This window comes from Georgenia sp. M64 (assembly GCF_038049925.1).
Lineage (GTDB): Bacteria > Actinomycetota > Actinomycetes > Actinomycetales > Actinomycetaceae > Georgenia.
Window position 1 is genome coordinate 3,685,703 of the sequence record NZ_CP145809.1, and the last position, 23,271, is coordinate 3,708,973.

27 protein-coding genes and 1 riboswitch are annotated in these 23,271 nt (G+C 75.0%); of the genes, 15 read left to right on the forward strand and 12 right to left on the reverse strand.

The genetic code is table 11. From position 1 onward, the window contains the following. Positions 1–532: 532 nt before the first annotated feature. Entirely contained in the window at positions 533–1,882 is a 1,350-nt protein-coding gene (locus AAEM63_RS16350; RefSeq protein ID WP_341359284.1) for a Gfo/Idh/MocA family oxidoreductase, read from the reverse strand. A 321-nt stretch (positions 1,883–2,203) separates the two neighbouring features. Between AAEM63_RS16350 and AAEM63_RS16355 the strand changes: the two genes are divergently transcribed. Further along, positions 2,204–3,364, forward strand: a complete 1,161-nt coding sequence (locus tag AAEM63_RS16355) for a PatB family C-S lyase (RefSeq protein WP_341359285.1) — start codon at positions 2,204–2,206, stop codon at positions 3,362–3,364. Between the two features lie 115 nt (positions 3,365–3,479). Here AAEM63_RS16355 and AAEM63_RS16360 read toward each other — a convergent pair whose 3' ends face one another. Further along, complete coding sequence (locus AAEM63_RS16360; RefSeq protein ID WP_341359286.1) at positions 3,480–4,040, reverse strand: hypothetical protein; 561 nt, start codon at positions 4,038–4,040, stop codon at positions 3,480–3,482. Between the two features lie 124 nt (positions 4,041–4,164). On the opposite strand from AAEM63_RS16360, the gene AAEM63_RS16365 reads away from it, so the two are divergent. The 11 genes from AAEM63_RS16365 (at position 4,165) to AAEM63_RS16415 (ending at position 12,963) form a co-directional block, all read left to right on the forward strand. Next, a complete protein-coding gene (locus AAEM63_RS16365; protein ID WP_341359287.1) occupies positions 4,165–4,845 on the forward strand; it encodes a response regulator transcription factor in 681 nt (226 codons plus the stop codon). Next, entirely contained in the window at positions 4,842–6,137 is a 1,296-nt protein-coding gene (locus tag AAEM63_RS16370) for a HAMP domain-containing sensor histidine kinase (RefSeq protein WP_341359288.1), read from the forward strand. Before AAEM63_RS16365 ends, AAEM63_RS16370 begins: the two co-directional genes overlap by 4 nt. A gap of 85 nt (positions 6,138–6,222) precedes the next feature. Further along, positions 6,223–6,966 (forward strand): hypothetical protein, encoded by a 744-nt coding sequence (locus tag AAEM63_RS16375; RefSeq protein ID WP_341359289.1) that lies wholly within the window; start codon positions 6,223–6,225, stop codon positions 6,964–6,966. Beyond that, complete coding sequence (locus AAEM63_RS16380) at positions 6,966–7,364, forward strand: hypothetical protein (protein WP_341359290.1); 399 nt, start codon at positions 6,966–6,968, stop codon at positions 7,362–7,364. The genes AAEM63_RS16375 and AAEM63_RS16380 overlap by 1 nt, the downstream gene beginning before the upstream one ends. Beyond that, on the forward strand, positions 7,361–8,335 hold the full coding sequence (locus AAEM63_RS16385; protein WP_341359291.1) for an FAD:protein FMN transferase: 975 nt from the start codon (positions 7,361–7,363) through the stop codon (positions 8,333–8,335). Before AAEM63_RS16380 ends, AAEM63_RS16385 begins: the two co-directional genes overlap by 4 nt. Then, entirely contained in the window at positions 8,328–9,050 is a 723-nt protein-coding gene (locus AAEM63_RS16390) for a hypothetical protein (RefSeq protein WP_341359292.1), read from the forward strand. Before AAEM63_RS16385 ends, AAEM63_RS16390 begins: the two co-directional genes overlap by 8 nt. Next, complete coding sequence (locus AAEM63_RS16395) at positions 9,047–10,351, forward strand: NADH-ubiquinone oxidoreductase-F iron-sulfur binding region domain-containing protein (RefSeq protein WP_341359293.1); 1,305 nt, start codon at positions 9,047–9,049, stop codon at positions 10,349–10,351. The genes AAEM63_RS16390 and AAEM63_RS16395 overlap by 4 nt, the downstream gene beginning before the upstream one ends. After that, a complete protein-coding gene (locus AAEM63_RS16400) occupies positions 10,348–10,560 on the forward strand; it encodes a ferredoxin (protein ID WP_341359294.1) in 213 nt (70 codons plus the stop codon). The genes AAEM63_RS16395 and AAEM63_RS16400 overlap by 4 nt, the downstream gene beginning before the upstream one ends. A gap of 493 nt (positions 10,561–11,053) precedes the next feature. Next, on the forward strand, positions 11,054–11,653 hold the full coding sequence (locus tag AAEM63_RS16405; protein ID WP_341359295.1) for a hypothetical protein: 600 nt from the start codon (positions 11,054–11,056) through the stop codon (positions 11,651–11,653). 99 nt (positions 11,654–11,752) lie between these two features. Continuing rightward, positions 11,753–12,391, forward strand: coding sequence for a signal peptidase I (locus AAEM63_RS16410; protein WP_341359296.1), 639 nt, complete (start codon positions 11,753–11,755; stop codon positions 12,389–12,391). Beyond that, complete coding sequence (locus tag AAEM63_RS16415; RefSeq protein WP_341359297.1) at positions 12,388–12,963, forward strand: TasA family protein; 576 nt, start codon at positions 12,388–12,390, stop codon at positions 12,961–12,963. Before AAEM63_RS16410 ends, AAEM63_RS16415 begins: the two co-directional genes overlap by 4 nt. A gap of 62 nt (positions 12,964–13,025) precedes the next feature. Here the strand turns inward: AAEM63_RS16415 and AAEM63_RS16420 are convergent, their stop codons facing one another. The 9 genes from AAEM63_RS16420 to AAEM63_RS16460 all read right to left on the reverse strand — a co-directional run bounded on the left by AAEM63_RS16420 (position 13,026) and on the right by AAEM63_RS16460 (position 20,087). Next, entirely contained in the window at positions 13,026–13,247 is a 222-nt protein-coding gene (locus AAEM63_RS16420) for a hypothetical protein (RefSeq protein ID WP_341359298.1), read from the reverse strand. Positions 13,248–13,461: 214 nt separating this feature from the next. Beyond that, positions 13,462–14,322 carry a UDP-N-acetylglucosamine 2-epimerase (non-hydrolyzing) gene (gene wecB / locus AAEM63_RS16425; RefSeq protein ID WP_341361399.1) on the reverse strand — a complete coding sequence of 287 codons (861 nt, stop codon included), beginning with the start codon at positions 14,320–14,322 and terminating at the stop codon, positions 13,462–13,464. After that, positions 14,319–15,455 carry a YibE/F family protein gene (locus AAEM63_RS16430; RefSeq protein WP_341359299.1) on the reverse strand — a complete coding sequence of 379 codons (1,137 nt, stop codon included), beginning with the start codon at positions 15,453–15,455 and terminating at the stop codon, positions 14,319–14,321. The genes wecB and AAEM63_RS16430 overlap by 4 nt, the downstream gene beginning before the upstream one ends. Continuing rightward, positions 15,436–16,599, reverse strand: coding sequence for an ATP-binding protein (locus AAEM63_RS16435; protein ID WP_341359300.1), 1,164 nt, complete (start codon positions 16,597–16,599; stop codon positions 15,436–15,438). The genes AAEM63_RS16430 and AAEM63_RS16435 overlap by 20 nt, the downstream gene beginning before the upstream one ends. Beyond that, positions 16,596–17,300, reverse strand: a complete 705-nt coding sequence (locus AAEM63_RS16440; RefSeq protein ID WP_341359301.1) for a response regulator transcription factor — start codon at positions 17,298–17,300, stop codon at positions 16,596–16,598. The genes AAEM63_RS16435 and AAEM63_RS16440 overlap by 4 nt, the downstream gene beginning before the upstream one ends. A 118-nt stretch (positions 17,301–17,418) precedes the next feature. Further along, positions 17,419–18,009 (reverse strand): peroxiredoxin family protein, encoded by a 591-nt coding sequence (locus AAEM63_RS16445; RefSeq protein WP_341359302.1) that lies wholly within the window; start codon positions 18,007–18,009, stop codon positions 17,419–17,421. Further along, complete coding sequence (locus AAEM63_RS16450) at positions 18,006–18,971, reverse strand: cytochrome c biogenesis CcdA family protein (protein WP_341359303.1); 966 nt, start codon at positions 18,969–18,971, stop codon at positions 18,006–18,008. Before AAEM63_RS16450 ends, AAEM63_RS16445 begins: the two co-directional genes overlap by 4 nt. Then, positions 18,971–19,258, reverse strand: coding sequence for a glutaredoxin (locus AAEM63_RS16455; RefSeq protein ID WP_341359304.1), 288 nt, complete (start codon positions 19,256–19,258; stop codon positions 18,971–18,973). Before AAEM63_RS16455 ends, AAEM63_RS16450 begins: the two co-directional genes overlap by 1 nt. A gap of 160 nt (positions 19,259–19,418) precedes the next feature. After that, positions 19,419–20,087 (reverse strand): DUF305 domain-containing protein, encoded by a 669-nt coding sequence (locus AAEM63_RS16460; protein WP_341359305.1) that lies wholly within the window; start codon positions 20,085–20,087, stop codon positions 19,419–19,421. A 303-nt stretch (positions 20,088–20,390) separates the two neighbouring features. Beyond that, positions 20,391–20,535, forward strand: a riboswitch (cyclic di-AMP (ydaO/yuaA leader). Between AAEM63_RS16460 and AAEM63_RS16465 the strand changes: the two genes are divergently transcribed. Beyond that, positions 20,533–21,351: a C40 family peptidase gene (locus tag AAEM63_RS16465; RefSeq protein WP_341359306.1), complete on the forward strand. Its 819-nt coding sequence runs from the start codon at positions 20,533–20,535 to the stop codon at positions 21,349–21,351. It overlaps the preceding riboswitch by 3 nt. Positions 21,352–21,492: 141 nt before the next feature. Here AAEM63_RS16465 and AAEM63_RS16470 read toward each other — a convergent pair whose 3' ends face one another. Next, on the reverse strand, positions 21,493–22,524 hold the full coding sequence (locus AAEM63_RS16470; protein ID WP_341359307.1) for a F510_1955 family glycosylhydrolase: 1,032 nt from the start codon (positions 22,522–22,524) through the stop codon (positions 21,493–21,495). A gap of 282 nt (positions 22,525–22,806) precedes the next feature. On the opposite strand from AAEM63_RS16470, the gene AAEM63_RS16475 reads away from it, so the two are divergent. Continuing rightward, positions 22,807–23,148, forward strand: coding sequence for an SHOCT domain-containing protein (locus tag AAEM63_RS16475; protein WP_341359308.1), 342 nt, complete (start codon positions 22,807–22,809; stop codon positions 23,146–23,148). Next, positions 23,148–23,249: a twin-arginine translocation signal domain-containing protein gene (locus AAEM63_RS16480; protein WP_341359309.1), complete on the forward strand. Its 102-nt coding sequence runs from the start codon at positions 23,148–23,150 to the stop codon at positions 23,247–23,249. Before AAEM63_RS16475 ends, AAEM63_RS16480 begins: the two co-directional genes overlap by 1 nt. Positions 23,250–23,271 lie beyond the last annotated feature (22 nt).

The following is a 23,271-nucleotide window of genomic DNA, read 5'->3' on the forward strand; positions in this document are numbered from 1 at the left end:
AATCAGCAACGACCGAAGTCACGACCCGCGCCGCAGCCACCACCCGCGAGCGCGATGTGACGGAATGGTCGTCCCGACTCCGCGAAGAACCGCACTAACGCAACATCGCAGGGCCGGAGCCGCTAGCCGGAGCGCGATGTGACGGAATGGTCGTCCCGACTCCGCGCGGAACCGCACTAACGCAACATCGCAGGGCCGGGAGCCGCTAGCCCGAGCGCGATGTGACGGAATGGTCGTCCCGACTCCGCGCGGAACCGCACCAACGCAACATCGACTGGCAGGGTCGCGTGCCGCGCCTTCCGGGTGCCGCCCCTCGACGGATGGCGGCAGCCAGCTCGCACCTGGCGCATCGAGTTGGGGGTTGTTGCAGTCCCGAGGCAGATTGGGCAGCCACAACCCCCAACTCGACGACGCGCGTGACCGGCGGACCCACGCGCGGGCGCGGACCCGCGGACCCACGCGCGGGCGCGGACCGGCGGACCCACACCGATCGCCGCACCGTGCGCGCCCGATGACGACCCCCCGCGCCCGGTCAGCGCTTGGCGAGCTCCACCCCGAGCTCGAGGTCGTCGACGACCACCGGCAGCCCGGTGCGGATCGACTCGTTCGCCGCGATGCCCACAGCCACCGCCCGCACGCCGTCGACGTAGCCCGCGGGCCGGCCCAGCGGGTCCTCGCCGGGGCCGCGGAAGACGTCGGAGAGCAGGATCCTGTCGCCGCCGCCGTGCGAGCCCTCCCCCATGGGGATCTCGACCTCCTGCGCGCGCTCCCAGTGGTTCTGGACGATGAGGCGCTCACCCTTGGGGCGCAGCACATCGGCGCTCTCGGCCTCGCGGGCGCTGGGGTCGAGGACCGCCCGGCCGGACGCGTCGAACTCCACCGACCCGCGCTCGACGACCTCGAGCTCGGCGCGGCCCTTGGTGCCGTTGACCGTGACCTTGTAGCCCTCCCACGGCGCGTGGGCGTTGAGGGAGTACGTGAGCAGGGCGCCGCCGCGGTAGTCGACGATCACGGCCATGTTGTCCTCGATGGTGATGCCGGGGGCGAAGACGTCCTGGTCCCGGTGGTAGCCGTCGTAGCCCTCGGCGTCGAGGTAGAGCCGCCGCAGCCGCTCGTCCTGGCGCATGTCGAGCGACCAGCGGTCGCCCGGCTCGGCGTCGACCCCGCGGGCCGGGCGCGGGCCGGCCTGCGCGGCGCCGGCACCCTGGTCCCCGTAGAAGGCCAGGCGTCCGCGGGCGTAGACGCGCTCGGGCGCGTCGTCGAGCCACCAGTTGACCAGGTCGAAGTGGTGCGACGACTTGTGCACGAGCAGGCCGCCGGAGAGGGCCTTCTCCCGGTGCCAGCGGCGGAAGTAGTCCGCGCCGTGGACGGTGTCGAGCGCCCACTCGAAGTGCACAGACGTCACCTCGCCGATCCGGCCGGACGCGATGACCTCCTTGAGCGCGGAGTTGCGCGGCGAATAGCGGTAGTTGAACGTCATGACGACGTTGCGGCCGGTCCGTTCAGCACCGGCGGTGATCTTCTTGCAGCCCTCGGCGTCGATGGTCAGCGGCTTCTCCACGACGACGTCGGCGCCGGCGTCCATGGCGCGGGTGACGAGGTCGGCGTGGGTGTGGTCCGGCGCGGTGATGACGACCGTCTCGATCTGGTGCTCGTGCACCATCTCCTCGAGCTGGCTCGGCTCGTAGCGCGGCAGCGGCTTCCTGCCGGCTGCGCCGATCACCTCGTCGTAGTAGGCGGCGCGGCCGGGGTTCGGCTCGCACCAGGCCACGAGCTCGGCGACCTCGGCGTGGTCGCCGACCATGGCGTCGATGTACATCTGGGCGCGGTGACCGGTCCCCGCCACGGCGTAACGGCGGACGATGGTGAGCTCGGACGTCATTGGCGTGCTCCTCGAGTTGTGAAAGCGCTTACCTACAGTCTGCCACGTCACGGCCGGCGGCGGCAGGCCCCTGGTCCTCCAGGTCGCGGCGCCCGCACTCCCCGGACCGCCGAACCGACACGACCCCGGGCTGCCGAGCCGGGACACCGGGCGACCGAGCCTCGCACGCACGTTCTCCGAGCACTGACGCCCCGCCCCCGGGCCCGCGAGCACACACCGCTGCCGCACGCCTGCGGGTCCCTTTCCGCGGCCGGCGGACCGCCGTAGGGTCGTAGCGACATTTACGGACGGCAGGGCGCTGCCGCCTTCCCGGGAGGTCCCATGAGCACCGACTTCGACGCCATCACCGTCGAGGAGCTGCGCGCCGTCGGCGGGCTCAAGTGGTCGGCCTTCCCCGACACCATCGGGGCCTGGGTGGCCGAGATGGACTTCGGCGCCGCCGAGCCGGTCACCGCCGCTCTTCACGCGGCCGTCGACCGCGGGCTCTTCGGCTACCTGCCCACCGCCGTCGCCAAGGAGATGTCGGCCGCGTATGCCGGGTGGGCGCGCGAGCGCTACGGCTGGGACGTGCCGACCCGCAACGTCCGGGCCATGGCCGACGTCCTGGCCACCCTCGAGATGACCATCACCCACTTCACCGCGCCGGGCTCGCCGGTCATCCTGCCCACGCCGGCGTACATGCCCTTCCTCACCCTCCCGCCCGCGCTGGGGCGGGAGGTCATCCAGGTGCCGCTCCTGGTCGAGGACGGCCGCTACGTCTACGACCTCGACGGCGTCGACGCTGCGTTCACCGCCGGCGCCGGGCTGCTCATCCTGTGCAACCCGCACAACCCCGTCGGCCGGGTCCTGGAGCGGTCGGAGATGGAGGCGATCGCCGCCGTCGTCGACGCCCACGGCGGCCGGGTCTTCTCCGACGAGATCCATGGCCCACTCGTCTACCCCGGGCGCACCCACGTCCCGTACGCCTCGATCTCCGCGACGACGGCGGCCCACACCATCACCGCGACGTCGGCGTCGAAGGCCTGGAACCTGCCCGGGCTCAAGGCGGCGCAGGCCGTGCTCTCCAACGACGCGGACCGGCGGCGCTGGACGGAGGTGGCGACCTGGGCCGAGCACGGCGCCGCCAACCTCGGCGTCATCGCCAACACGGCCGCCTACACCGACGGCGGGCCGTGGCTGGCGCGGGTGCTGGACTACCTCGACGGCAACCGCCGCCGCCTGGGAGAGCTCCTCGCCGAGCGCATCCCCGAGATCGGCTACACCGAGCCGGAGGGCACGTACCTCGCGTGGCTCGACTGCCGCGCGCTCGAGCTGGGCGACCGGCCGTCGGAGTTCTTCCGCGCCGAGGCGAAGGTGACCATGATCGACGGGGTGCTCTGCGGCGGGGCCGGTGCGGGCTTCGCCCGGTTCAACTTCGCCATGCCGCGCCCGGTGCTCGAGCAGGCGGTCGACCAGATGGCCGAGGCGCTGGCGCGGCGCTGAGGCGGGCCACCGGCGCCCGTTGCCGGCCGGCCACCGACGCCCGTCCCCCGACGCCACCGACGCCGGGCCGGCGCCCCCTGCGCATCCGGTCCCGGCGTCGGCCCCTGCCGTGGTCTCAGTCCTCGTCGGAGTCGTCCTCCACCGAGGCGGTCGGGACCCCGTCGACGCACACAGCCTGCACCTTGGTCTCGGACTCCCCGCTCCTGAACTCGACCTCGAGTTCGTCGTCGTCGGCGTCGCCGAGGTCCACGGTCCACCCCTCCACGGGTGTGGCGTAGAGCAGGTGGAGCGTCGCCCCCCGGCACACCACACCCACCTGGCCGCCGGCGACGTCCCAGGTGCGGGCGACCTCGCCGGCCCCGGTGGGCGCGTCGGTCGGGTCCGCGGTGGGCTCCGGGGTCGGGCTCGGTGTCGTGCTCGGCGTCGGGCCGGCGGTGGGATCGGGCGCCGCGGCCTCCTGGGCCGCGCGGGCCGACTCGACCTCGACCGGGCTGAGCACGCTCGCCCGGCCCTCGCCCGGGTCGACGACGGCGGCCACGGCCCACCACGCGACGACACCGACGAGCGCGACGGCGAGCACCCAGGCGAGGACCATGACCGCGCCGCCGACGCGGCTCGCGCCGTCGCCGCCGGCGCTCCCGCCCCGGCGCCCTGCGCCGCCGCCCGTCCCGTCCATGCCCCCATGGTGGCGCGCCGGAGGGTTAACGCGGGGCTAAGGCGGTCACAAACCTGTCGTGGGACGCCGCCCGTCCGTCCACAACGCCCGCGACGGCCCGCTGTCATGCCCTACCGTCAGGATCGTGGCCGACGTGCTCATCGTCGAGGACGATGCGACGATCCGCACCGCTCTGGTGCGGGCTCTCAACGCGCGTCACCACTCCACCATGACGGCGCCCGACGCGATGAGCGGGCTGCAGTCGCTCGTCGAGCACCGCCCCGACGTCGTCCTGCTCGACCTGGGCCTGCCCGACCTCGACGGCGCCGCCCTCCTGGCGATGATCCGGGCCGTGAGCGACGTGCCGGTCATCGTCGTCAGCGCCCGGGACGAGGGGGCGGGGATCGTCGAGCTCCTCGACGCCGGGGCGGACGACTACCTCGTCAAGCCGTTCGCCGCGGACCAGCTCGAGGCCCGCATCCGGGCGGTGCTGCGCCGCGCCGGCGCCCCGGGACCGTCCGGACCCCTCACCGTGGGCGGCCTGGTCGTGGACCCGCGCGCGCGAACCGTCCGGCTCGACGGCGCCGACATCGAGCTCAGCCCCAAGGAGTTCGACCTCCTGCACTACCTCGCCGAGCGCCCCGGCGAGGTGGTCAAGAAGCGCGAGCTGCTCGCCGAGGTGTGGAACCAGCCCTACGGCGGGGCGGACAAGACGGTCGACGTCCACCTGCACTGGCTGCGGCGCAAGCTCGGCGAGACCGGCGACGGCCCGCGCTACCTGCACAGCGTGCGCGGCGTCGGGGTGAAGCTGGCCCCGCCGCCATGAGGCGCCTGCTCCTGCTGTACGGCCTGGCGATGACGACGGCGGTGCTCGTCGCGTTCCTCATCCCGCTCGGCCTGCTCGCCCGCTCGCTGGCGCAGGAGCGCGCGCTCGACGCCGGCCGGCAGGACGCGCAGGGCGTCGCGGTCTTCGCGGGCGGGGTGGCGGCCGACGCCGCCCGGCTCGAGGCGGCCGTCCTCGACGTCAACGCCGGTCCGCGCACGACCACCGTCTTCCGCCCCGACGGGTCCCTCGTCGGGCCGGCCGCGCCGGTGTCGACGGCGGTGGAGGTGGCTGCCGGTGGTCGCGCACTGACCGCCCGGACCGACGGCGGCGTGGAGGTGCTCCTGCCCGTGGGCGGCGCCGACGGCGTGAGCGTGGTCCGCACGTTCGTCCCCGACGGCGAGCTCACCGCCGGGGTGGCGCGGGCCTGGCTGGTGCTGGCCGGGGTCGGGGCCGTCGTCCTGGCGGCGACGGTGATCGCCGCCGACCGGATCGCCGCGCGGCTCTCCCGCTCGGTGCTCGACCTCGCGACGGTCGCCGGGCGGCTCGGCGCCGGGGACCTCACCGCGCGCGTGGAGCCCTCGGGGCCGCGGGAGGTGGTCGCCGTCGGGCACGTGCTCAACGGCCTCGGCGCACGGGTGTCGGCGCTGCTGGCGGACGAGCGCGAGCTCGTCGCGGACCTCTCCCACCGGCTGCGCACCCCGATCACGGCGCTGCGCCTGGACACCGAGCTCCTCACCGACCCGGCCGAGCGCGAGCAGGTGACCGGCCACGTCGACCAGCTCGTCGCCGGGCTGGACGCCGTCCTGTGGGCGGCGCGCCACCCCGCCCACGAGGGGGCCACCGGCCGCTGCGACGCCGCCGCGGTCGTCCGCGAGCGCGGAGCGTTCTGGGAGGTGCTGGCGTCCGAGCAGGGTCGCGTGCTCACCGTCGAGGCGGCCGGCCCCGCCGAGGTGGCCGTGGGCGCGGACGAGCTCGGTGCGGCCCTGGACGTCCTCATCGACAACGTCTTCAGCCACACCCCCGACGGCACCGCCTTCCGCCTGGCGGTGGAGCGCGACGCCGTCGGGACGGGCGACGCGCCGGTGGTGAGGGTCGTCGTCGAGGACGACGGGCCCGGGTTCGTCGACCTCCGGCTGGCCGAGCGCGGTCGCTCCGGCACGGGGTCGACCGGTCTCGGGCTCGACGTCGCCAGGCGGACGGCCGAGCGGGCCGGCGGTCGCCTCGTGCTCGGAAACGGAGCGACCGGCGGAGCACGGATCGTCCTCGAGCTGCCGGCCTTGAGGGAGCCTTAACCGTTCCTTGCCGCGGCGCTCACCTCGGCGGCGCGAGCGTGGGGTTGTCAGGTCGAACAGACCCCCCGCAGTGAGAGGAACGATCATGAGCTGGAAGAAGCGCACCGCCGTCGCGGCGGCCTCGGCCGCCCTGCTGGCCACCGGCGGCTTCGCCGTCGCCAACGCCGTGGGCCCGGCCCCGGCCGAGAAGGACACGGCGCCTGTCACCCACGACGCGTCCACGAGGTCGGCGCTCGAGCAGGAGCTCGACGCCCTCATGGCTCAGGTCGACGCCATGGAGTCGGCGGCCCCGGACGGCAGTCACGACGCGTTCGACGACAAGGGCGGGGAGCGGCCCGAGGGCATCTCCGACGACACCGGCTACGACGACAACGGCGGCGACCGCCCCGACGGCATCTCCGACGACACCGGCTACGACGACAACGGCGGCGACCGCCCCGACGGCATCTCCGACGACACCGGCTACGACGACAACGGCGGCGACCGCCCCGACGGCATCTCCGACGACACCGGCTACGACGACAACGGCGGCGACCGCCCCGACGGCATCTCCGACGACACCGGCTACGACGACAACGGCGGCGACCGCCCCGACGGCATCTCCGACGACACCGGCTACGACGACAACGGCGGCGACCGCCCCGACGGCATCTCCGACGACACCGGCTACGACGACAACGGCGGCGACCGCCCCGACGGCATCTCCGACGACACCGGCTACGACGACAACGGCGGCGACCGCCCCGAGGGCGTCTCCGACGACGATGACGACGACGCCTGGGACGACCACGGGCACGACGACGATGACGACGACTGGGACGACGACTGATGTCGACCCCGCAGCGGTCGTGGGCGGCACTCGTGCTGCTGCCTGCCACCGCCGGGCTCTTCGGCGGGACGCTGGCCTGGGCGGTCGACCACGACCCCTCGGGAGCCGCACCGCTCCCGACGACGATCTCCCCGGCCGGGTCGCTCCCGGCCGGGGAGTCCGGGGTCGCCGAGCCTGTGACCGGCGCGGTCGTCGGACCCGGCGCGGCGGACGAGGACCTCGCCGAGCTGGCCGGACGGATCTCCGAGGCCCGCGAGCGCATCGAGACGCTCCGCGCGACGCTCGAGGACCGGCCGGTCGCTCCGGCGCTCCCCGCCGCGCGGACGGGGGACGGCACCGCCCCGGCGGCCGGCACCGACACGGTCCCGCCGGTCGACGCGACCACGGGGGCGTCATGAGCGCCGTCACGACCACCGCGCCGGCCGTGCGCGAGTTCCGCTCGATGACCAGCCCCGTGCGGGTGACCCTCACCGACCCGGGCTCGGCCGCCCAGGAGCTGCTCGACGACGTCGAGACCGTCTTCACCGAGGTCGCTCGAGACTGCACACGGTTCGGCCCGGTCGGCCCGCTCGTGGCGGCCAACGCCGACCCCGGCGCCTGGCACGACGCCCCACCCGCCCTGGCCCACGCGCTGGTCCAGGCCCAGCGCGCGCACCGCGCCACCGACGGCCTGTTCGACCCGCGCGTGCTCGACGTCCTCACCGCCTGGGGCTACGACCGCACCCTGCCGTTCACCGACGACGGACCAGGACCGGTGGTCGAGCCTCGCCGCACCGCCGCGGTAGCCGGTACCGCGCCGACGCCGTGGGAACCGCGGGTCGAGCGTCGCACGCACGGCTGGCGCATCCACCTCGGCGGCGTCCCGGTCGACCTCGGCGGCATCGGGAAGGGTCTCGCGGTCCGCTGGGCGGCGGCCTTCCTCGCCCGTGCCGGCCAGGCCTTCCTCCTCGACGCCGGGGGTGACCTCGCCGTGCGCGGCCCCGCCCCGCACGGCGGGCCCTGGCGCGTCGCGGTGGAGGACCCGGCCGGCGGTGGCCCGCGCCTCGTCCTCTCCCTCGACACCGGTGGGTGCGCGACGTCGTCGACCCGGCGTCGCCGCTGGGTCTGCGGGGAGCAGGCCGTCCACCACCTCGTCGACCCGCGCACCCGACGGCCCGGCGGCGCGGGCCTGGCCGCCGTGACGGTCGTCGCAGCCGACACCGCCTGGGCCGAGGTGTGGAGCAAGACCCTCTTCCTCGCGGGTGCCGACGGCGTGCGCGAGCGGGCGGCGGAGCTCGGGCTGGCTGCGGCGTGGGTGCGCGAGGACGGCGGCGTCGGCACCACCGCGGCCCTGGACGACCTCGTCATCTGGCGGCGGACCGATGGCTGAGCGCGGGCGAAGGGGCCGCTCCCCCCGACCGCTCGCCCTCGCCGAGGGGGCGGCCGTCGTCCTCGTCGTCGTCGCCGGGGCGGTGTCGGTCGCCCTCGCCACGGTCCTGGTCCTCGACGTCGCGCAGGGCGAGACCGCCCTGTGGGTCCTGGGCCGGGCCAGCGGGGTGACGTCCTACGTGCTGCTCGTGGCGCTGGTGAGCACCGGCCTGCTCCTCGCCCACCCCTGGGCCCGGCGGCTGCGCCGTCCCCGGCCGACGACGGTCCAGGCCGTGCACGTCTCCCTCGCCACGTTCACGCTCACCTTCACCGTGCTGCACGTGGCCGTCCTCGCCACCGACCCGTGGGCACAGGTCGGCTGGCGCGGCGCGCTGCTGCCGATGGCGTCGCAGTACCGCCCGGTCGCCGTCACGCTGGGGGTCCTCGCGCTCTGGTCGGGGCTGGTCACGGGGCTGACCGCGCGGCTGGCCGGGCACGCCGCCGCACGGGTGTGGTGGCCGGTGCACAAGGTCGCGGCCGGGGTGCTGGTGCTCGTGTGGGCGCACTCGGTCCTCGCGGGGACCGACGCCGCCGCGCTGCGCGGCTTCTACCTCGCCACCGGTGCGCTCGTGACGGGCCTCGCGCTCACGCGGTACGCCGCCCGGACGCCCGCCGACCGGGTCCGCGAGCTCGGCCGACCACTGCCCGCGACCCGTCGCACAGGATCCCGACGATGACCACCACCGCTTCCGCCACCTCTCGCGCCACCACCCACGACGCAGGACTCCTGCTGGACCCGGTGCGCCTGCCCCGCGCCTCCGCCGGCGCGTGGGCCGGCCCGCCCGAGGCCCTCGCCGCGCACGTCCGTCGTCTCGGTCCCCGCCCGGCCGGCGGGGCGTGGCTCCTCGCGACCATCGACGCCGCCGGCCTCACGGGGCACGGTGGCGCGCACGCCCCCACGGCGAGCCGGTGGCGCGCGGCCATGGACGACGACGAGCCCGCCGTCCGCCGCCGACCCACCGCGGACGCCACACCCCGCCGCCCGCTCACCGCGGTGGCCAACGCCGCGGAGTCGGAGCCGCTCAGCGCCAAGGACGCCACGCTCCTGCGGCAGCGTCCGCACCTCGTCCTCGACGGGCTCGACCTCATGGCCGAGACCCTCGGTGCCGACCGCGCCGTGCTCTGGTTGCACGACGACGACCGCCCCACCCGCGCCGCCGTCGAGCTCGCCCTGCGGGATCGCCCCGTCGGCCGGGTGCCGGTCGAGGTCGCGGCCGCCCCGGCCCACTACCTCTCCGGCGAACGGTCCGCGATCGCCCGGGCCCTCGCCGGCGGACCGGTCCTGCCGCTGGGCCGGCCCGCGCCCGAGGTGCGGACGCGGTGGCCGCGCACGGTCGTCAGCAACGCCGAGACGCTGGCGAGGGCGGCACTCCTCGCCCGTGGCCTCCCGCCGCTGACCGGCCGGCTGCTCACGGTGCTGACGCCCGCCGGCCGGGAGGTCGTCGAGGTCCCGGCCGGAACTCCGGCCGACGTCGTCCTCGCCGGTGCGGGTTGGCGCGAGGCCCCGCAGGCGGTGCTGCTCGGCGGTTTCGGCGGAATCTGGGCGCCCTGGCACGCCGTCGCCACGTTCGACGAGGCGGCCCTGCGCCCGGCCGGGCTGAGCGCCGGGGCAGGCATCGTCGCCCCGCTGCCCCACGGCGCCTGCGGGCTCGCCGAGACCGCCGCGATCACCGGCTACCTCGCGGCGATGAGCGCGGGCCAGTGCGGGCCGTGCGTCTTCGGTCTGCCTGCCCTGGCCGACGACGTGCGCCGCCTCGCCGCCGGGACCGCCCGCCGCACCGCCCGTCTCGGTCGGCCCGACCGGCTCACCGAGGACCTCGACCTCGTCGCCGGTCGCGGGGGCTGCCACCACCCCGACGGCGCCGTCCGGCTCATCCGCTCGGCGCTGTCCACCTTCGCCGACGACGCCCACGCCCACTCCCGCGGCCGCGCCTGCCGGGTGGGCACGTTCATTCCGGTCCCGGTGGTGCGGTCATGAGCGGTGGGGTGCTGCGCGTCGACCCCGTCGCGTGCGACGGCGTCGGGGCTTGTGCACTCGCCGCGCCCGCGCTGGTCGACCTCGACCGGTGGGGCTACCCGCTCCTTCCCCGCCGCGACCTCGCCAGTGCGGACATGCCGGCCGCGCGTGCCGCTGCGCGAGCATGCCCACGCAGGGCCCTGTGGCTGGAGGAGGCCGCGGCCGGCTGACCGACCGGCGCAGGCTCCCGGTGCGCCCCCGCCCAGGTCGCATCGGACTTCACTGCGTGGTCGGGTTGCCCCGGTTCGCTCCCCGCAGCGCCAGGTCTCGGGCCACAAGTCCTGCACCGGGCAGGACGTTGGCCCCTTCCAGCCCCCCGGAAGTGAGGGCGTACCTTCGATCTTGGGGGGCCAGGGCCCGCACGGGCCTGGGGCTCGACAACTGAGGGGCCGCCATGACACGGCAGGCTCCGGGCCGCATCTTCCGGCCCGCGCCGCGCGGCTGGTGCTGCGCGCACCACCTCGGCAGTGGCCGAGGCCCGCCGGCCCACGGCACGCGGTGAGACGCGCCCCGCGGTGCACCCGCGGAGCGCGTCAGCAGCGGATCGAGCGGACGGCCCTACCGCTGCCTCCATGCTACGCGCGCATCGCCCCGTCATCGGCGCGGTCGCGCCATCCGAACCAGGATCGCGGGCGCGCTCGCGCGCGCCCTGATGGAGGAATCATGTTCAACCGCAAGAAGTTCGCAGGTCTCGCCAGCACAGCCGCCGTCGGCCTCGCCCTCGTGGGCGTGGGCACCGGCGCGCAGTGGGCAGACTCGGTCGACGCCGTCGAGGACCTCACCACCGGCACCGCCGACCTCCAGATCATCGACGCCTACGCCCTCTCGGGCGCACCCGAGAGCATCGTCATCGCCGCCGACGGCGACTCCGTCACCTTCACGACGCCGCTCGAGGATGGTTCGTTCTCCTACATCCAGGACGTCATCATCCAGAACGTCGGGTCACTGCCGATGAAGGCCGCGTGGTACGAGGTTGATGTCGCGGGTGACCTGGAGCTCACCGACAACGTCATCATGAGGCTGAACGACGTGCGTGACGCTGCGGACGGCGTCAACGGCCCCGCCAGCGGTTCCCACCTCTACAAGAGCCCCGGCTATGCCATGCCCGCCGGTTCGACCACGACCCTGTGGTTCGACTTCTGGACCGACACCGTCCTGCCGGACGCCGCCCAGGGCAAGTCCATGACCGTCACCGTCACCTTCCACGGCGTGGACGGCGACGGCGGCACCCCGATGCTCGAGATCCCTGAGGTGCGCAGCTAGCCATCACGGTGCCGGCCCGCCTTCGGGCCGGCACCCACCGGCGGTCCGGTGGTGACAGCACCGGACTCGCCGTCCAGAAGGACCGATGAGGGAGGCGAGATGCCGCGGACCACGGACCACCGCGGACCCACGCCACGATCCGGCCGGGCCGCCCCACGACCGCGCGGGCTCCCGCCCGCGCTCCGCACGGCGGCCCGCCGGCTCAGCACACTGGCGCTGGTCGCGGCGGTGCTCGTGGTCGCGGTGTCCGCCACCGCGGTCGTCACGGGCCGGTGGCAGGCCCACCCTGTGCTGTCCGGAAGCATGGAACCCGACCTCCCGGTCGGCTCCATCGCCGTGGTGCAGCGGGTCCCGACCGCCGACCTCGCCGTCGGCGACGTCATCACCTTCCGTGACCCGGGCGACGCCGACGAGCTCATCACCCACCGCATCGTCTCCATCACCGTCCTCGACGGGGAGCGCGTGTACGAGACCAAGGGCGACGCGAACGACGACCCAGACCCGTGGCAGGTGACCCTGCGCGGCGAGGACTCCTACCGCCTCGCCGCCGCCGTCCCCTACCTCGGCTACAGCGTCGTCGCCGTCCGGCAGCCGGAGGCCAGGAGTGCGCTCATCGTGGCCGGTGCCGGCGTCGTGCTGTACGCCCTGGTGTCGCTGTTCCTGCCCGACCAGTGGTGGCGAGGACGGGTCCGCGCCGCCCACCCCGTCCCCGTAAGAGAAAGTGAGGACGCGCCATGAGCCGCGCCCGACTCCCGGTCCGCACCAAGCTCGCATGGAGCGCGAGCCTCCTCCTCGCCGCCGTGCTGGGTGCCGGCCTCGCGGGCCAGGGCACCTACGCCGTCTGGTCCGACAGCGTGGCGGTCACGCACACCATCACCACCGGCCATCTCAAGCTCAAGATCGTCGCGGTCGACGGAGCCGCCCTCGACGTCCCGGCGGACGAGTACGCCCTCGCCGACGACGTGCGCGGCTCGCAGGTGGACCTCACCCGCGTGGTCGAGATCCGCAACGACGGCACGCTCCCCGTCGCCGTCCTCACCCTGACGACGACGCCATCGCCCGACGACGTCGCCGTCCTGGCCGAGGAGCTCACGCTCGAGGTGCGGGTGACTGACGAGTCCGGTGACGCCGTCAGCGCGGCGACGCTCGCCTCCTGGGAGTCGTCCGGCCCCGCCGACCTCGGCCTCCCGACGACGATGGAACCGGGCGAGGCCGTGCTCGTCACGCTTCACGTCACGGGCACGCTCACCGGGCACGAGAAGGACTCCGGCGTCCAGCCGGTGTACACCTTCACCGGTCTGGAGTCGTGAGCCGTCGGCGCTCGGCGGCCCGGTGCAGCCGGTCAGCGGCCGCGTCGGCTTGGTGCCGCCGGTCAGCGGCCGCGTCGGGGAAGGCCGGCCAGCCGGGCCCCGAGGTAGCCGACGACGGCCCCGCCGACGAGCAGCCTGGCGGTGAGGTACCACCGGCCGGGCGACTGCTCGCCGTAGACGCCGAGCGCCGCAGCGAGACCGACGACGACGAAGACCAGCGCCGCCACGATCAGCACCCAGCCGGCGACAGTGCGCAGGGATGCGCCGCCGCGCCTCGCGCTCACCGGTCAGCACCCGTCATCACGCCACATCCGACCGTGCCCGTCGCCACGCCGCATCCGTTCGTCGAGTTGGGGGTTGTTGCTGCCCGACCGTCCTCCGGACTGCAACAAACCCACAACTCGGCGCCGCGCATCCCCGCACGACTCGGGCCCCTCAACACCCCGCAGCTCGGCGCCGCGCATCCCCGCACGACTCCGCGCCGCGGACTACCCGCGGTCACACCCCCGCCAGCTCCGGCTCGAAGTCCGGCATCCGCGCCCCGAGCCCGAAGAACGCCTCGATCGCGGCGACCACCCGCTCCCCCGCCCGGCCGTCCCCGTAGGGGTTCACCGCCCGGGACATCGCCGCGTACGCGTCCGGGTCCGTGGCCAGCTGGGCGACGGCGGCGACCACCGCCTCCTCCTCCGTCCCCACGAGGCGGACCGTCCCGGCCTCGACCGCCTCGGGCCGTTCGGTGTTCTCACGCAGCACGAGCACCGGCTTGCCGAGCGCCGGGGCCTCCTCCTGCACGCCACCGGAGTCGGTGACGACGATCGACGACGCCGCCACGACCGCGGTGAACTCCCCGTACGGCAGCGGCTCGGTGACCACCACGTTGCCCAGACCGGCCACGGCCGGCAGCAACGCCTCCCGCCCGGTGGGGTTGCGGTGCACGGGCAGGACGAAGGTGTGCCCGGGCAGCATCAGCGCCAGGCGGGCGACCGCCCGGCCGATCCCCGCCATCGGGGCGCCCCAGCTCTCGCGCCGGTGGACGGTGACGAGCACCAGCGGCCGCCCGGCGGCCATCGCCGCACGCAGCCGGGGGTCGGTGACAGTGGTGGGACGTCCCACCGCGTGCAGGAGGGCGTCGATGACCGTGTTGCCCGTGACGACGACGTCACCGGCGTCCACGTGCTCGCGCACGAGGTTCGCCCGCGCACCCGCCGTCGGTGCCAGGTGCAGCGAGGTCACCTGAGAGGTCACCCAGCGGTTCGCCTCCTCGCGGAACGGCGAGGAGAGGTCGCCGCTGCGCAGCCCGGCCTCGAGGTGGAACACGGGCACGCGCCGGTGGAAGGCCGCCCCGCCATCGGGTCTCAGTGCCGTCGCGGCTGCCGGCGGACGAGGACGGCGGCGATGCCGGTCGTGATGGGGATCGCCAGGACGAGCCCGATCGAGGACACGAGCGTTCGGACGACCTCCTCCGCGATGTCGCCGGACATCACCGTGTCGAGCGGCGCCCGGTCCCACAGGCTGGCGACGATGAGCAGGGGCAGAGCGGTGCCGACGTAGGCGAAGGCAAGGGTGTAGACCGTCGAGGCGATGTGGTCGCGGCCGATCCGCATGCCGCGTCCGAAGAGCCGCCGGCGCGACGCCCGTGGGTCGGCGGCGTGCAGCTCCCACACGGCCGAGGCCTGCGTGATGGTGACGTCGTTGAGCGCGCCGAGGCCGGCGATGACGATGCCCGCGAGCACGAGGTCACTCAGCCGCACCCCGGGGAAGGACTCCTGGATGATCGGCACGCCGTCGCCCGAACCGGTGAGCTCGGCCGCCCGGGTGCCCCACGCGGCGAGCGCGATCGTGATGGCGAGACCGGCAAAGGTGCCCAGCAGCGCCGTCGTCGTGCGGATGGAGATGCCGTGGGCGAGGTACACCGCCAGGAACATCATCGCCGAGGAGCCCACGAGCGCGACGAGGAAGGGCGACTGCCCCACCATGATCGCGGGCAGCACGAAGTACACGGTGACCGCCAGGGAACCCACCAGGCCCACGACGGCGGCCAGGCCCCGCCCGCGGGCCACCACGGCGACGGACAGCAGGTAGGCCAGCGCGAGCCAGAGCACCGGCGACCGGCGGTCGAAGTCCCAGAACGAGTACTCCCCGCCCTCCGGACCGGGCGAGGCGACCTTGACCCGGTCACCCGCGTCCGCCTCGGCGGCCAGCGCGGGGGGAAGCTGGACCGGAACCTGGTCACCCTCGTCGGCGCCGCTCGTCAGCTCGACGACGATGGTCTGCCCCGGCGGCGTGGCCACCCGTTCGACGACGCCGTTCTCGATCGTCACACCCTCCACCGTCAGCGGCATCGACCCGACCGGGGTCTCCCCGCGTGGCCACAGCACCACCAGGCCGACGATCGTGGCGAGAAGCAGCGGGAGCACGAACGCGGCCAGCACCGTGCGCACCCGACGGGCCTCCCCCGTCTCGAGCCGGACCTCACCGTGACCGTGCGCCATGGTTCCCCTCCTCCCGACCGACGACGCGCGCCGGCGTGACCGACACGGGCAGGGTGACGGTGAACCGTGCGCCCGCGCCGGGCCCGTCGCTCGCGGCCCGGACCGTGCCGCCGTGAGCCTCGACGATCGCCCGGACGATCGCCAGCCCCACCCCTGAGCCGCCGCGGGTGCGGTCCCGCGCCGAGTCCACCCGGTAGAACCGCTCGAACAGGTGCGGGAGGTGCTCGGCGCTGACGCCCTCGCCGTCGTCGGCGACCGTCACGGCCACGCCCGGGCCGATCCGGCGGGCCTCGAGGGCGACGTGCCCCCCGGCCGGGGTGTGCCGCAGGGCGTTGTCGAGGAGGTTGGTCAGGACCTGCCCGAGCCGGTCGGCGTCGGCGTCGAGCACCACGGACCGAGCGTCCGGTGCCGCCCGGACGGCCAGGTCGACGCCGAGCTCGGCGAACCGCCCCGCGGCCTGCGCGTGCGCGGCGTCCACGACCGTGCCGACGCCCACCGGCGCGCGGCGCATCGCCAGGCGCCCCTCCTCCGCGGTGGTCACCAGGGCGACGTCCTCGGCGAGGCGGGCCAGCCGGACGACCTGGCCCCGCAGCATCGCGACCGTCTCGGCGTCGGCCGGCTGGACGCCGTCGGCGATCGCCTCGAGGTAGGCCTCGAGGGTGGCGACCGGCGTGCGCATCTCGTGCGCGAGGTCACCGAGCATCCGGCGGCGGCCGGACTCCACCGAGCCGAGATCTGCGGCCATGGTGTTGAAGGCAGCGGCGAGCTCGTCGAACTCGCGGCCGATGCCCACCGCCGGCACGCGCGCGGAGTGGTCGCCGGCCGCGACCCGTCCCGCGGCCGTCGTCGCGAGGGTGAGGGACCGAGCGGCCCGGCGGGCGATGAAGGCGCTGACCGCGGCGGCGGCGAGCACACCGGCGACCAGGCCGAGCGTGAGGGACAGGCCCGCGGCGTCGGCGAAGGCGCGCTCGGCGTGCAGGACGGCGTCGGGGTCGTCCACGCCACTGACCGCCAGGTGGTCGTGGAAGACCGACGGCCCGACCAGGGCGGCGATCGCCCAGGCCGTCGCCGCGACGACGAGCACCGCCGCGACCGTGGCCGCGAGCAGTCGCGGCGCGAGGCCCCACGACGCCGCCCGTCTCACGTCCCCGGCCCCATGCGGTACCCCACCCCGCGGACCGTACGCACGAACACCGGCGCCGCCGGGTCGTCACCGAGCTTGCGGCGCAGGTGCCCGATGTGGACGTCGACGAGGTGCTCGTCGCCCACCCAGCCCGGCCCCCACACCTCCTCGATGAGGCGGCGGCGGGAGAAGACCATGGCCGGCCGGGCCACGAGGGCGGCCAGGACGTCGAACTCGGTGCGCGTCAGCTCCACCGGCTCGCCGTCGACATCGACCTCGCGACCGGGCAGGTCCAGGCGCAGCCGGCCGATCCGCACCGGCTCGGCACCGGCGGGCTGCGCGGCCCGGGGGCGGCGCAGCATCGCACGCACGCGGGCGAGGAGCTCGCGCGGGCTGAACGGCTTGGTGACGTAGTCGTCGGCGCCGACGGACAGCCCGACCAGCTTGTCCACCTCCTCCGCGCGGGCGGTGAGCATGACGATGTAGCAGTCGGAGAACGACCGGACCGCGCGGCACACCTCGATCCCGTCGACGCCCGGCAGGCCGAGGTCGAGCACGATCACCGTGGGCCGCCACGTTCGGGCGTGCTCGACCGCGCTCGCGCCGTCACCGACGACCGCGACGTCGAACCCGTCCCGCTCGAAGTACCCGGCGACCAGCCGGGCGAGCGGGGCCTCGTCGTCGACGACGAGGATGCGCGGCGGCGGGTCCGTGGCTCTCACCCGGACATTGTGCGGGCCGAGGTACCCGCACGCCGAACCTGGTGCGGACCCGGGCCCGATGTTCACCGGATCTTCAGGGTTGGCGTCCTGGTCGTGCCGGTGGGCGGGCCGCCTCCGCTCACAGGCGCGAGGTGACCTCCTCGAGCAGGTCGGCGGGGGCGAGCCACATCGAGGGGTACTCGCCCTGCCACCGCTGGACGCCGTCGGCGTCGACGAGGACGAAGCCGTGCCCGGGCAGCCCCTCGTGCATCCCGGTGCCGAGCACGCCGTACGCCTCGGAGACGGTGCCGTCGTCGAGGAGGTAGGGGGTGGTGGCCCCGTACGTCTGCAGGTCGGGCAGGATCTGCTCAGCCGTGTTCATGACGATCGGGAGCACCTCGATCCCGGCCTCGGCGAAGCCCGGCTCCTGCTCGATCGCGGTCATCTGCACGGTGCACGAGCCGCACCCGGCCCCCTCGTTGAAGTACAGGACCACGGGCGAGCCGCGCAGCTCGGACAGGGTGACGCTCCCGCCGTCCGTGGTCGGCAGGGTGAAGTCCGGTGCCGTCCGGACGGCGTCGCTGTCGGTGGCCCGGGCGCCGAGGAGGGCGGCGACGGCGACGGTCACCACGACGAGCAGGCCCACGACCCAGGCGATCCGGGCCCGGCGCTCCCGCCGGGAGGGGGTCACGCCCGGGTGGGCCGGGGCGGGAGCGGTGCGTGCGGTCATCGGACCAGGCCTTCCGGACGTGTGGGGTGGGAGGACGTGTCGTCGGCCGGCTCGGGGGTCGCCGGACCTGTCCCCGGCGCGTCCCCGTCCGGGCGGGCGCCGCGGCGCCGGTCCCGGAGCGTGGCGACGACGAACACCAGGGCGAGCAGGAGCAGCGCCGCGCCGAGGACGGGCTCGGGGACCGGTGCCAGGCGGTCCTGGAGCGCGCCGAAGATCCGCGCGAGCCCGGCACCGACCGACTCCTGCGCCGCCGTGCCGCCGGTCATGTCGGGGCTGCCGGCGAGGGCGATGACGCCCGCACCCATGACGGCGAACGCGACGGCGACGACGATGTTGAGGGTGTTCGTCACGAGCACGCGGCCGGCGAGGCGGATGCGCACCAGCCGCGCCCGGAAGAGCTTGCGCTCGCCCAGCCGCGCCCGGTCCCACACCAGGGCCATGACGAAGAGGGGGAAGACCATGCCGAAGACGTACGCGAGGCCGAGCACGAGACCTCCGGCGGCCGAGCCGGACAGCGCCGAGAGGGTCATCACGCCGGCGAGGACGGGGGCGCAGCACGAGGAGGCGATGCCGGCGAAGACCCCGAGGGCGAAGAAGCTGGCGGTGTCACCGCGGGAGGTGTCCGGTGCGCGCAGGAAGCCGGGCAGGGACCACATGCGCCCCGAGAGCGACAGGGCCGCCAGGGCGAGCATGAGGAGCCCGCCCGCCCAGTACAGCGGTGCGTGGTAGCGCGCGATCGCCCCGGCCACCAGGCTCATCCCGAGCGTGATGGGCACCAGGACGAGCGCGAGGCCGGCGGTGAAGACGAACGTGAGCGGCAACAGCTTCCACCGGTGGTTGCGCACCGCGCCGGCGAGGTAGCTCGGCGCGAGGAAGACGATGCAGCACGGCGCGAAGAGGGCCACGCCACCGGCGAGGAAGGCGGCGAGGACGCTGCCGGTGGCGAGGAGCTCGGTGCCCATCAGCGGGCTCCGGCCGCGGCACGGCGCGACCGCTCGGCCAGCGCCTTGAGCAGCTTGCGGCGCGGGAGGCGCCCGGCGCTGAACCGGGCGCCGTCGAGGAGGACGAGGGGGTTCATCGCCGGGCGGTGCTCGGCGGCGAGCCGCCGGCCCTCCGGGGACTCGAGCTCGACCACCTCGACGCGCAGCGGCTGCACCGCCGCGATCTCCCGCAGCGCCTCCACGGCGTCGTCGCAGAGGTGGCACGCGGGGGCGTGCACCACCGTCAGCACCGGGACCTGACCGTCCACGCCGGACCTCCTCCAGGCCGGCTCGCTCGCGCCGGCGTCCAGGCCGGCTCGGGCGCCGGTCCGCTCCGGCAAGCCTGACCCCCGCACCCAGGGGGTCTGATCACGCTGCGGTCAAGAATCGATGAAGATCCCGGCGGGGGCGTGCCCCGCCGGGAGAAGGTCACAGACCGGCGAGCAGCTCCTCCATCTCGGCGATCTCCGCCTCCTGGTCGGCGATGATCTGCTCCGCGAGCGCGAGCGCGGCAGGATCAGCTCCCTCGTCGAGCTGCCCCTCAGCCATCTCGATCGCTCCGCGGTGGTGCTCGATCATGAGCTCGAGGAAGCGCCGGTCGAGGTCGGCGCCCTCGGCGCTCTCCAGCTCGGCCATCGCCTCCTCCTGGCTCAGCCCGCCCATGTCCATGCCGCCGTGGTCCATCCCGGCCATGTCCTCCTCGGCCGCCCCGGCCTCGCCCCAGGCGTCGAGCCAGGAGGTCATGAGGTCGATCTCCGGTCCCTGGGCTGCACTGATCCGCTCGCCGAGGGCACGCACCTCCTCGGTGCTCGCGTCCGAGGCGGCCAGCTCGGCCATCTCGATCGCACCCTCGTGGTGGACGATCATCATCTGCGCGAACTCGGTGTCGGCGTCGTTGTGCGCGGCGTCCGTCATGGACTCGTCCGTCGTGGACTCGCTGGTGGCCTCGTCGGCCGCCCCGGTCGCCGCTGTGGTGGTCGATGCCGTGGTCGGCGTCGCTGCGGGGTCGGCCGCCTCCGAGCAGGCGCCCAGGACGAGGACGGTGGCGAGGGTTGCGGCGGCAACCGCGGATCGGCGGTTCGTGAGGGAGCGGAGCATGAGCCTGCCTTCTTTCGGACGTGGTGGGTGTCGTGGCGCCGACGCGGCGCGACGCCGGCCCGCAGCAGGGTCAGGCTCGACGACCGCGCCGGGACGCGCAAGCGGGTAGGGCCGAGTTCGTCAGTTCTTCATGAACGACGTGGCCGCCGCACGTCGTGTCCTCATGGACGACGGGACTGCCGCGGGAGTTGATGATGTTTCGATGAAGGCCGTTACCGCAGCGTGACTTCGCCGGCCCGGCGCGGATAGCGTGACGTCCGCCGGCACGCCGCCCGGCCCCGGACGGACGTCGAACCCTGCTGCCGCCCGCGGACACCGACACCGCAGCAGGGGCGGGGGAACCACGCACGTGGCCCCCCGGGGCCTTGGGGTCAAGCGCGAGTCCTCGCGCCGGCAGCTCTCCCGCCGAACCCGACAGCTCACCTCGCAGACGACCAGGAGAACTGTGACCACACACGCACGGCACCGTGCCGCGCTCCGCCCGTCCACGCCGCTCACCGTCGCCCTCGAGGGGGTCCCCGTCCGTCGCGGTCTCGCCGCGATGGCGTCCTCCGGCCTCGTCCTGACCATGGCCGCGACCTCGGCCACCGCCACCCCCGAGGCGTCCTCGCTACCCAACGTCGACGTCCGAGCCGCGACGAGCGAGGCCCTGACCGCGATGGTCACCACACCGACCGTCAAGGTCCCGGCGGACATCGTCTGGACCGTCGACGACGTCGCGACGGCCCAGGCCGCTCCACCGCCCGCGCCCGAGCCGGAGCCGGTGCCGGCGGCCGCCGCTCCGGTCGACCGCACCTCGGCCGCGGTCTCACGCTCGGCCGAGCGCGCCGCGCCGATCGCCGCCGCGGCCGAGCGCGCCGCGCCGATCGCCGCCGCGGCCGAGCCCGCGCCGGTCGCCGAGCCCGCCCCCGCACCTGCCGCCGCACTGAGCGGGGAAGCCGTGGTCGCGTACGCCCGACAGTTCCTGGGTGTGCCGTACGTGTGGGGCGGGACGACCCCCGCGGGTTTCGACTGCTCCGGGTTCACGAGCTACGTGTACGCCCAGTTCGGCGTCGCGCTGCCGCGCACCTCTGCCGCGCAGGCAACGATCGGCACCCGGGTCTCGGCCGCCGACGCACGGCCCGGGGACCTCGTCACCTGGCCCGGGCACGTCGGCATCTACACGGGCAACGGGAACAACATCGCCGCCCGCCAGCCGGGGACACCGCTGACCGAGGGCCCGATCTACAACTCCAGCCCCACATTCATCCGCGTCACCGGGTGACCGGCCCCACGGGCGTGTGCCCGGCGCAGTGCCCCTGCTCGGGCACCGCCGTGGCCACCTGCCCGGGGCTGGGTCGGCCGGACCGCTGAGGGACTCCTGGCCTCGGCACCCGGTCCGGCCGATGCCTTCAGCGTCGGCGACTCAGGAGATGGCGTCCCAGGTCTGGCCGCTGTCCCGGCTGCGGAGCACCACGGCGTCGACGGCGGCCAGGAGGGTCTCCTCGTCGAGGGCCATGAACGCCTCCGGGGCTCCGCCGGGACTTCCCGCGACGTGCCAGGTGCCGTCCTGGAGCGACCAGACCGTCCCGTCCAGACCCAGGCCGACCAGGGCCGCCCCGGCGTGGTCGACGAGCAGCAGCGGCTCGGGAGGCTGGTGGTCGTGCGGACCGAAGGTGGCGCCGCCGTCGTCGGAGACGACCAGGCCGGCGTCGGTCGTGGCGACGAGCCGGCCGTCCGCGGTGGGGTCGGCGTCGAGATCGCGCAGGCCGAGCACGGCCCCGCCGCTCCACGAGGCTCCGCCGTCGTCGCTGCGCAGCACCGTGCCGGTCGTGGCGTCGAAGCCGTAGACGTGCTCGCCGGTGGCGGTGAGCGAGTGGAAGTCCACCTGCCCGCCGAGGGCGAGCTCGGTCCAGCTGAGCCCGCCGTCGGTGCTGGCGAGGACGCCGAGGTTCGCGTTGCCGGGTTCGTCCGGCCCGGGGTGGCCGCTGATGAGGAACGTGCCCGGTCCGGCCGCCGTCAGCGCCATGACGTCCTGGCGGTCCTCACCCACGGCGTACGCGGCGCCGTCGAGAAGCACGAACAGCCCGTGGTGGGTGCCGGCGTAGACCCGGCCGTCCGCCTCGTCGATGGCGAGGTCGTGCACGTGGCCGAGGTCCGCCGCGGTGGCTGGTGTCGAGGTGGCGAGCAGCCTCGCCGCGCTGGGTTCGGCGGCGCCTGCAGGCGCTGCGTCGTCGGTGGCGTCCACCCCGAGCGCGGCGGCTCCGGCGGCACCGTCGACACCGGCCCCGCGCGGTGCGTCCTCGACGGCGGCCCCGGAGGCGTCCGACGTGACCGCGAGCTCGACCCTTGCGACGTCGCCGGCGTCCCCGCCGGCCGCGCACGACGTGAGCAGCGCTGCCGCGAGCGCAGGCACGACCACGCGGCCGAGCCGGCCGGGCGTGCGGTGGTCAGGCATGACGTCCTCGGGGGTCCACGGGGGCGGTCACCGCCCCGGCCCCGCCCAGTCAGGGGCCGGCCCTTACGATGGCCGCCCGGACCGGGTCGGGTCAAGACGGTCAGCGGGTGCTGGGGGCATCGTCGTCGACACCCGTGACCGCACGGGTGTCGACACACGGCTGTCGTGAAGAGTTCGTGAAGCCTGCGCCCGGAGCCGCCGGGCCCGGCCCGCCCCGGCATACGCTCGACGTGCGGGCCGCGCTCGGACGAGCGCCACGGCCCGCACCGGGAGGGGACAGCGATGATGTGGGACGGCTGGGGCATGGGCGGCTCGATGGGGTGGGGCTGGCTCTTCTGGCTGCTGCTCGTCGTCGGGATCGTCCTGCTCGTGGTCCTCGTGGTCAGACTCCTCGGAGGTGGCGTCGACCGCGGCGGCGATCGCGCCCTGCCGCCGCCGGGCACCGCCGGGCCGTCGGGTGAGCCGTGGCAGCCGGGTGAACCGGGCCGGCCGGGTCACCATGGTTCCTCGTGGCCGTCCGGTCCGGGTGCTTCACGGGCGCGGGAGATCCTCGCCGAGCGCTACGCGCGCGGCGAGATCGACACCGCCGAGTACGAGGAGCGGCTCCAGCGGCTGCAGGACTGATGCGCCCCCTCACCAGACGGCAGGCCCTCGTCCTCGGCGCCGCGGGCGTGGGCAGCGTCGTCGTCGGCGGCATCGGCGCCGCGCAGACCCCGCTGCCCTGATCCGCCGCGCCGCCGGACGCCC

What these genes read in the sequence shown, in the direction of transcription:
- AAEM63_RS16380 (WP_341359290.1), top strand. Translation starts at nt 6,966, where the DNA reads ATGTCGACCCCGCAGCGGTCGTGGGCGGCACTCGTGCTGCTGCCTGCC.
- AAEM63_RS16470 (WP_341359307.1), bottom strand. Translation starts at nt 22,524, where the DNA reads ATGCCTGACCACCGCACGCCCGGCCGGCTCGGCCGCGTGGTCGTGCCT.
- AAEM63_RS16360 (WP_341359286.1), bottom strand. Translation starts at nt 4,040, where the DNA reads ATGGACGGGACGGGCGGCGGCGCAGGGCGCCGGGGCGGGAGCGCCGGC.
- AAEM63_RS16370 (WP_341359288.1), top strand. Translation starts at nt 4,842, where the DNA reads ATGAGGCGCCTGCTCCTGCTGTACGGCCTGGCGATGACGACGGCGGTG.
- AAEM63_RS16400 (WP_341359294.1), top strand. Translation starts at nt 10,348, where the DNA reads ATGAGCGGTGGGGTGCTGCGCGTCGACCCCGTCGCGTGCGACGGCGTC.
- AAEM63_RS16390 (WP_341359292.1), top strand. Translation starts at nt 8,328, where the DNA reads ATGGCTGAGCGCGGGCGAAGGGGCCGCTCCCCCCGACCGCTCGCCCTC.
- AAEM63_RS16405 (WP_341359295.1), top strand. Translation starts at nt 11,054, where the DNA reads ATGTTCAACCGCAAGAAGTTCGCAGGTCTCGCCAGCACAGCCGCCGTC.
- AAEM63_RS16445 (WP_341359302.1), bottom strand. Translation starts at nt 18,009, where the DNA reads ATGACCGCACGCACCGCTCCCGCCCCGGCCCACCCGGGCGTGACCCCC.
- AAEM63_RS16415 (WP_341359297.1), top strand. Translation starts at nt 12,388, where the DNA reads ATGAGCCGCGCCCGACTCCCGGTCCGCACCAAGCTCGCATGGAGCGCG.
- AAEM63_RS16450 (WP_341359303.1), bottom strand. Translation starts at nt 18,971, where the DNA reads ATGGGCACCGAGCTCCTCGCCACCGGCAGCGTCCTCGCCGCCTTCCTC.
- AAEM63_RS16480 (WP_341359309.1), top strand. Translation starts at nt 23,148, where the DNA reads ATGCGCCCCCTCACCAGACGGCAGGCCCTCGTCCTCGGCGCCGCGGGC.
- AAEM63_RS16410 (WP_341359296.1), top strand. Translation starts at nt 11,753, where the DNA reads ATGCCGCGGACCACGGACCACCGCGGACCCACGCCACGATCCGGCCGG.
- AAEM63_RS16385 (WP_341359291.1), top strand. Translation starts at nt 7,361, where the DNA reads ATGAGCGCCGTCACGACCACCGCGCCGGCCGTGCGCGAGTTCCGCTCG.
- AAEM63_RS16355 (WP_341359285.1), top strand. Translation starts at nt 2,204, where the DNA reads ATGAGCACCGACTTCGACGCCATCACCGTCGAGGAGCTGCGCGCCGTC.
- AAEM63_RS16395 (WP_341359293.1), top strand. Translation starts at nt 9,047, where the DNA reads ATGACCACCACCGCTTCCGCCACCTCTCGCGCCACCACCCACGACGCA.
- AAEM63_RS16430 (WP_341359299.1), bottom strand. Translation starts at nt 15,455, where the DNA reads ATGGCGCACGGTCACGGTGAGGTCCGGCTCGAGACGGGGGAGGCCCGT.
- AAEM63_RS16460 (WP_341359305.1), bottom strand. Translation starts at nt 20,087, where the DNA reads ATGCTCCGCTCCCTCACGAACCGCCGATCCGCGGTTGCCGCCGCAACC.
- AAEM63_RS16475 (WP_341359308.1), top strand. Translation starts at nt 22,807, where the DNA reads ATGATGTGGGACGGCTGGGGCATGGGCGGCTCGATGGGGTGGGGCTGG.
- AAEM63_RS16375 (WP_341359289.1), top strand. Translation starts at nt 6,223, where the DNA reads ATGAGCTGGAAGAAGCGCACCGCCGTCGCGGCGGCCTCGGCCGCCCTG.
- AAEM63_RS16350 (WP_341359284.1), bottom strand. Translation starts at nt 1,882, where the DNA reads ATGACGTCCGAGCTCACCATCGTCCGCCGTTACGCCGTGGCGGGGACC.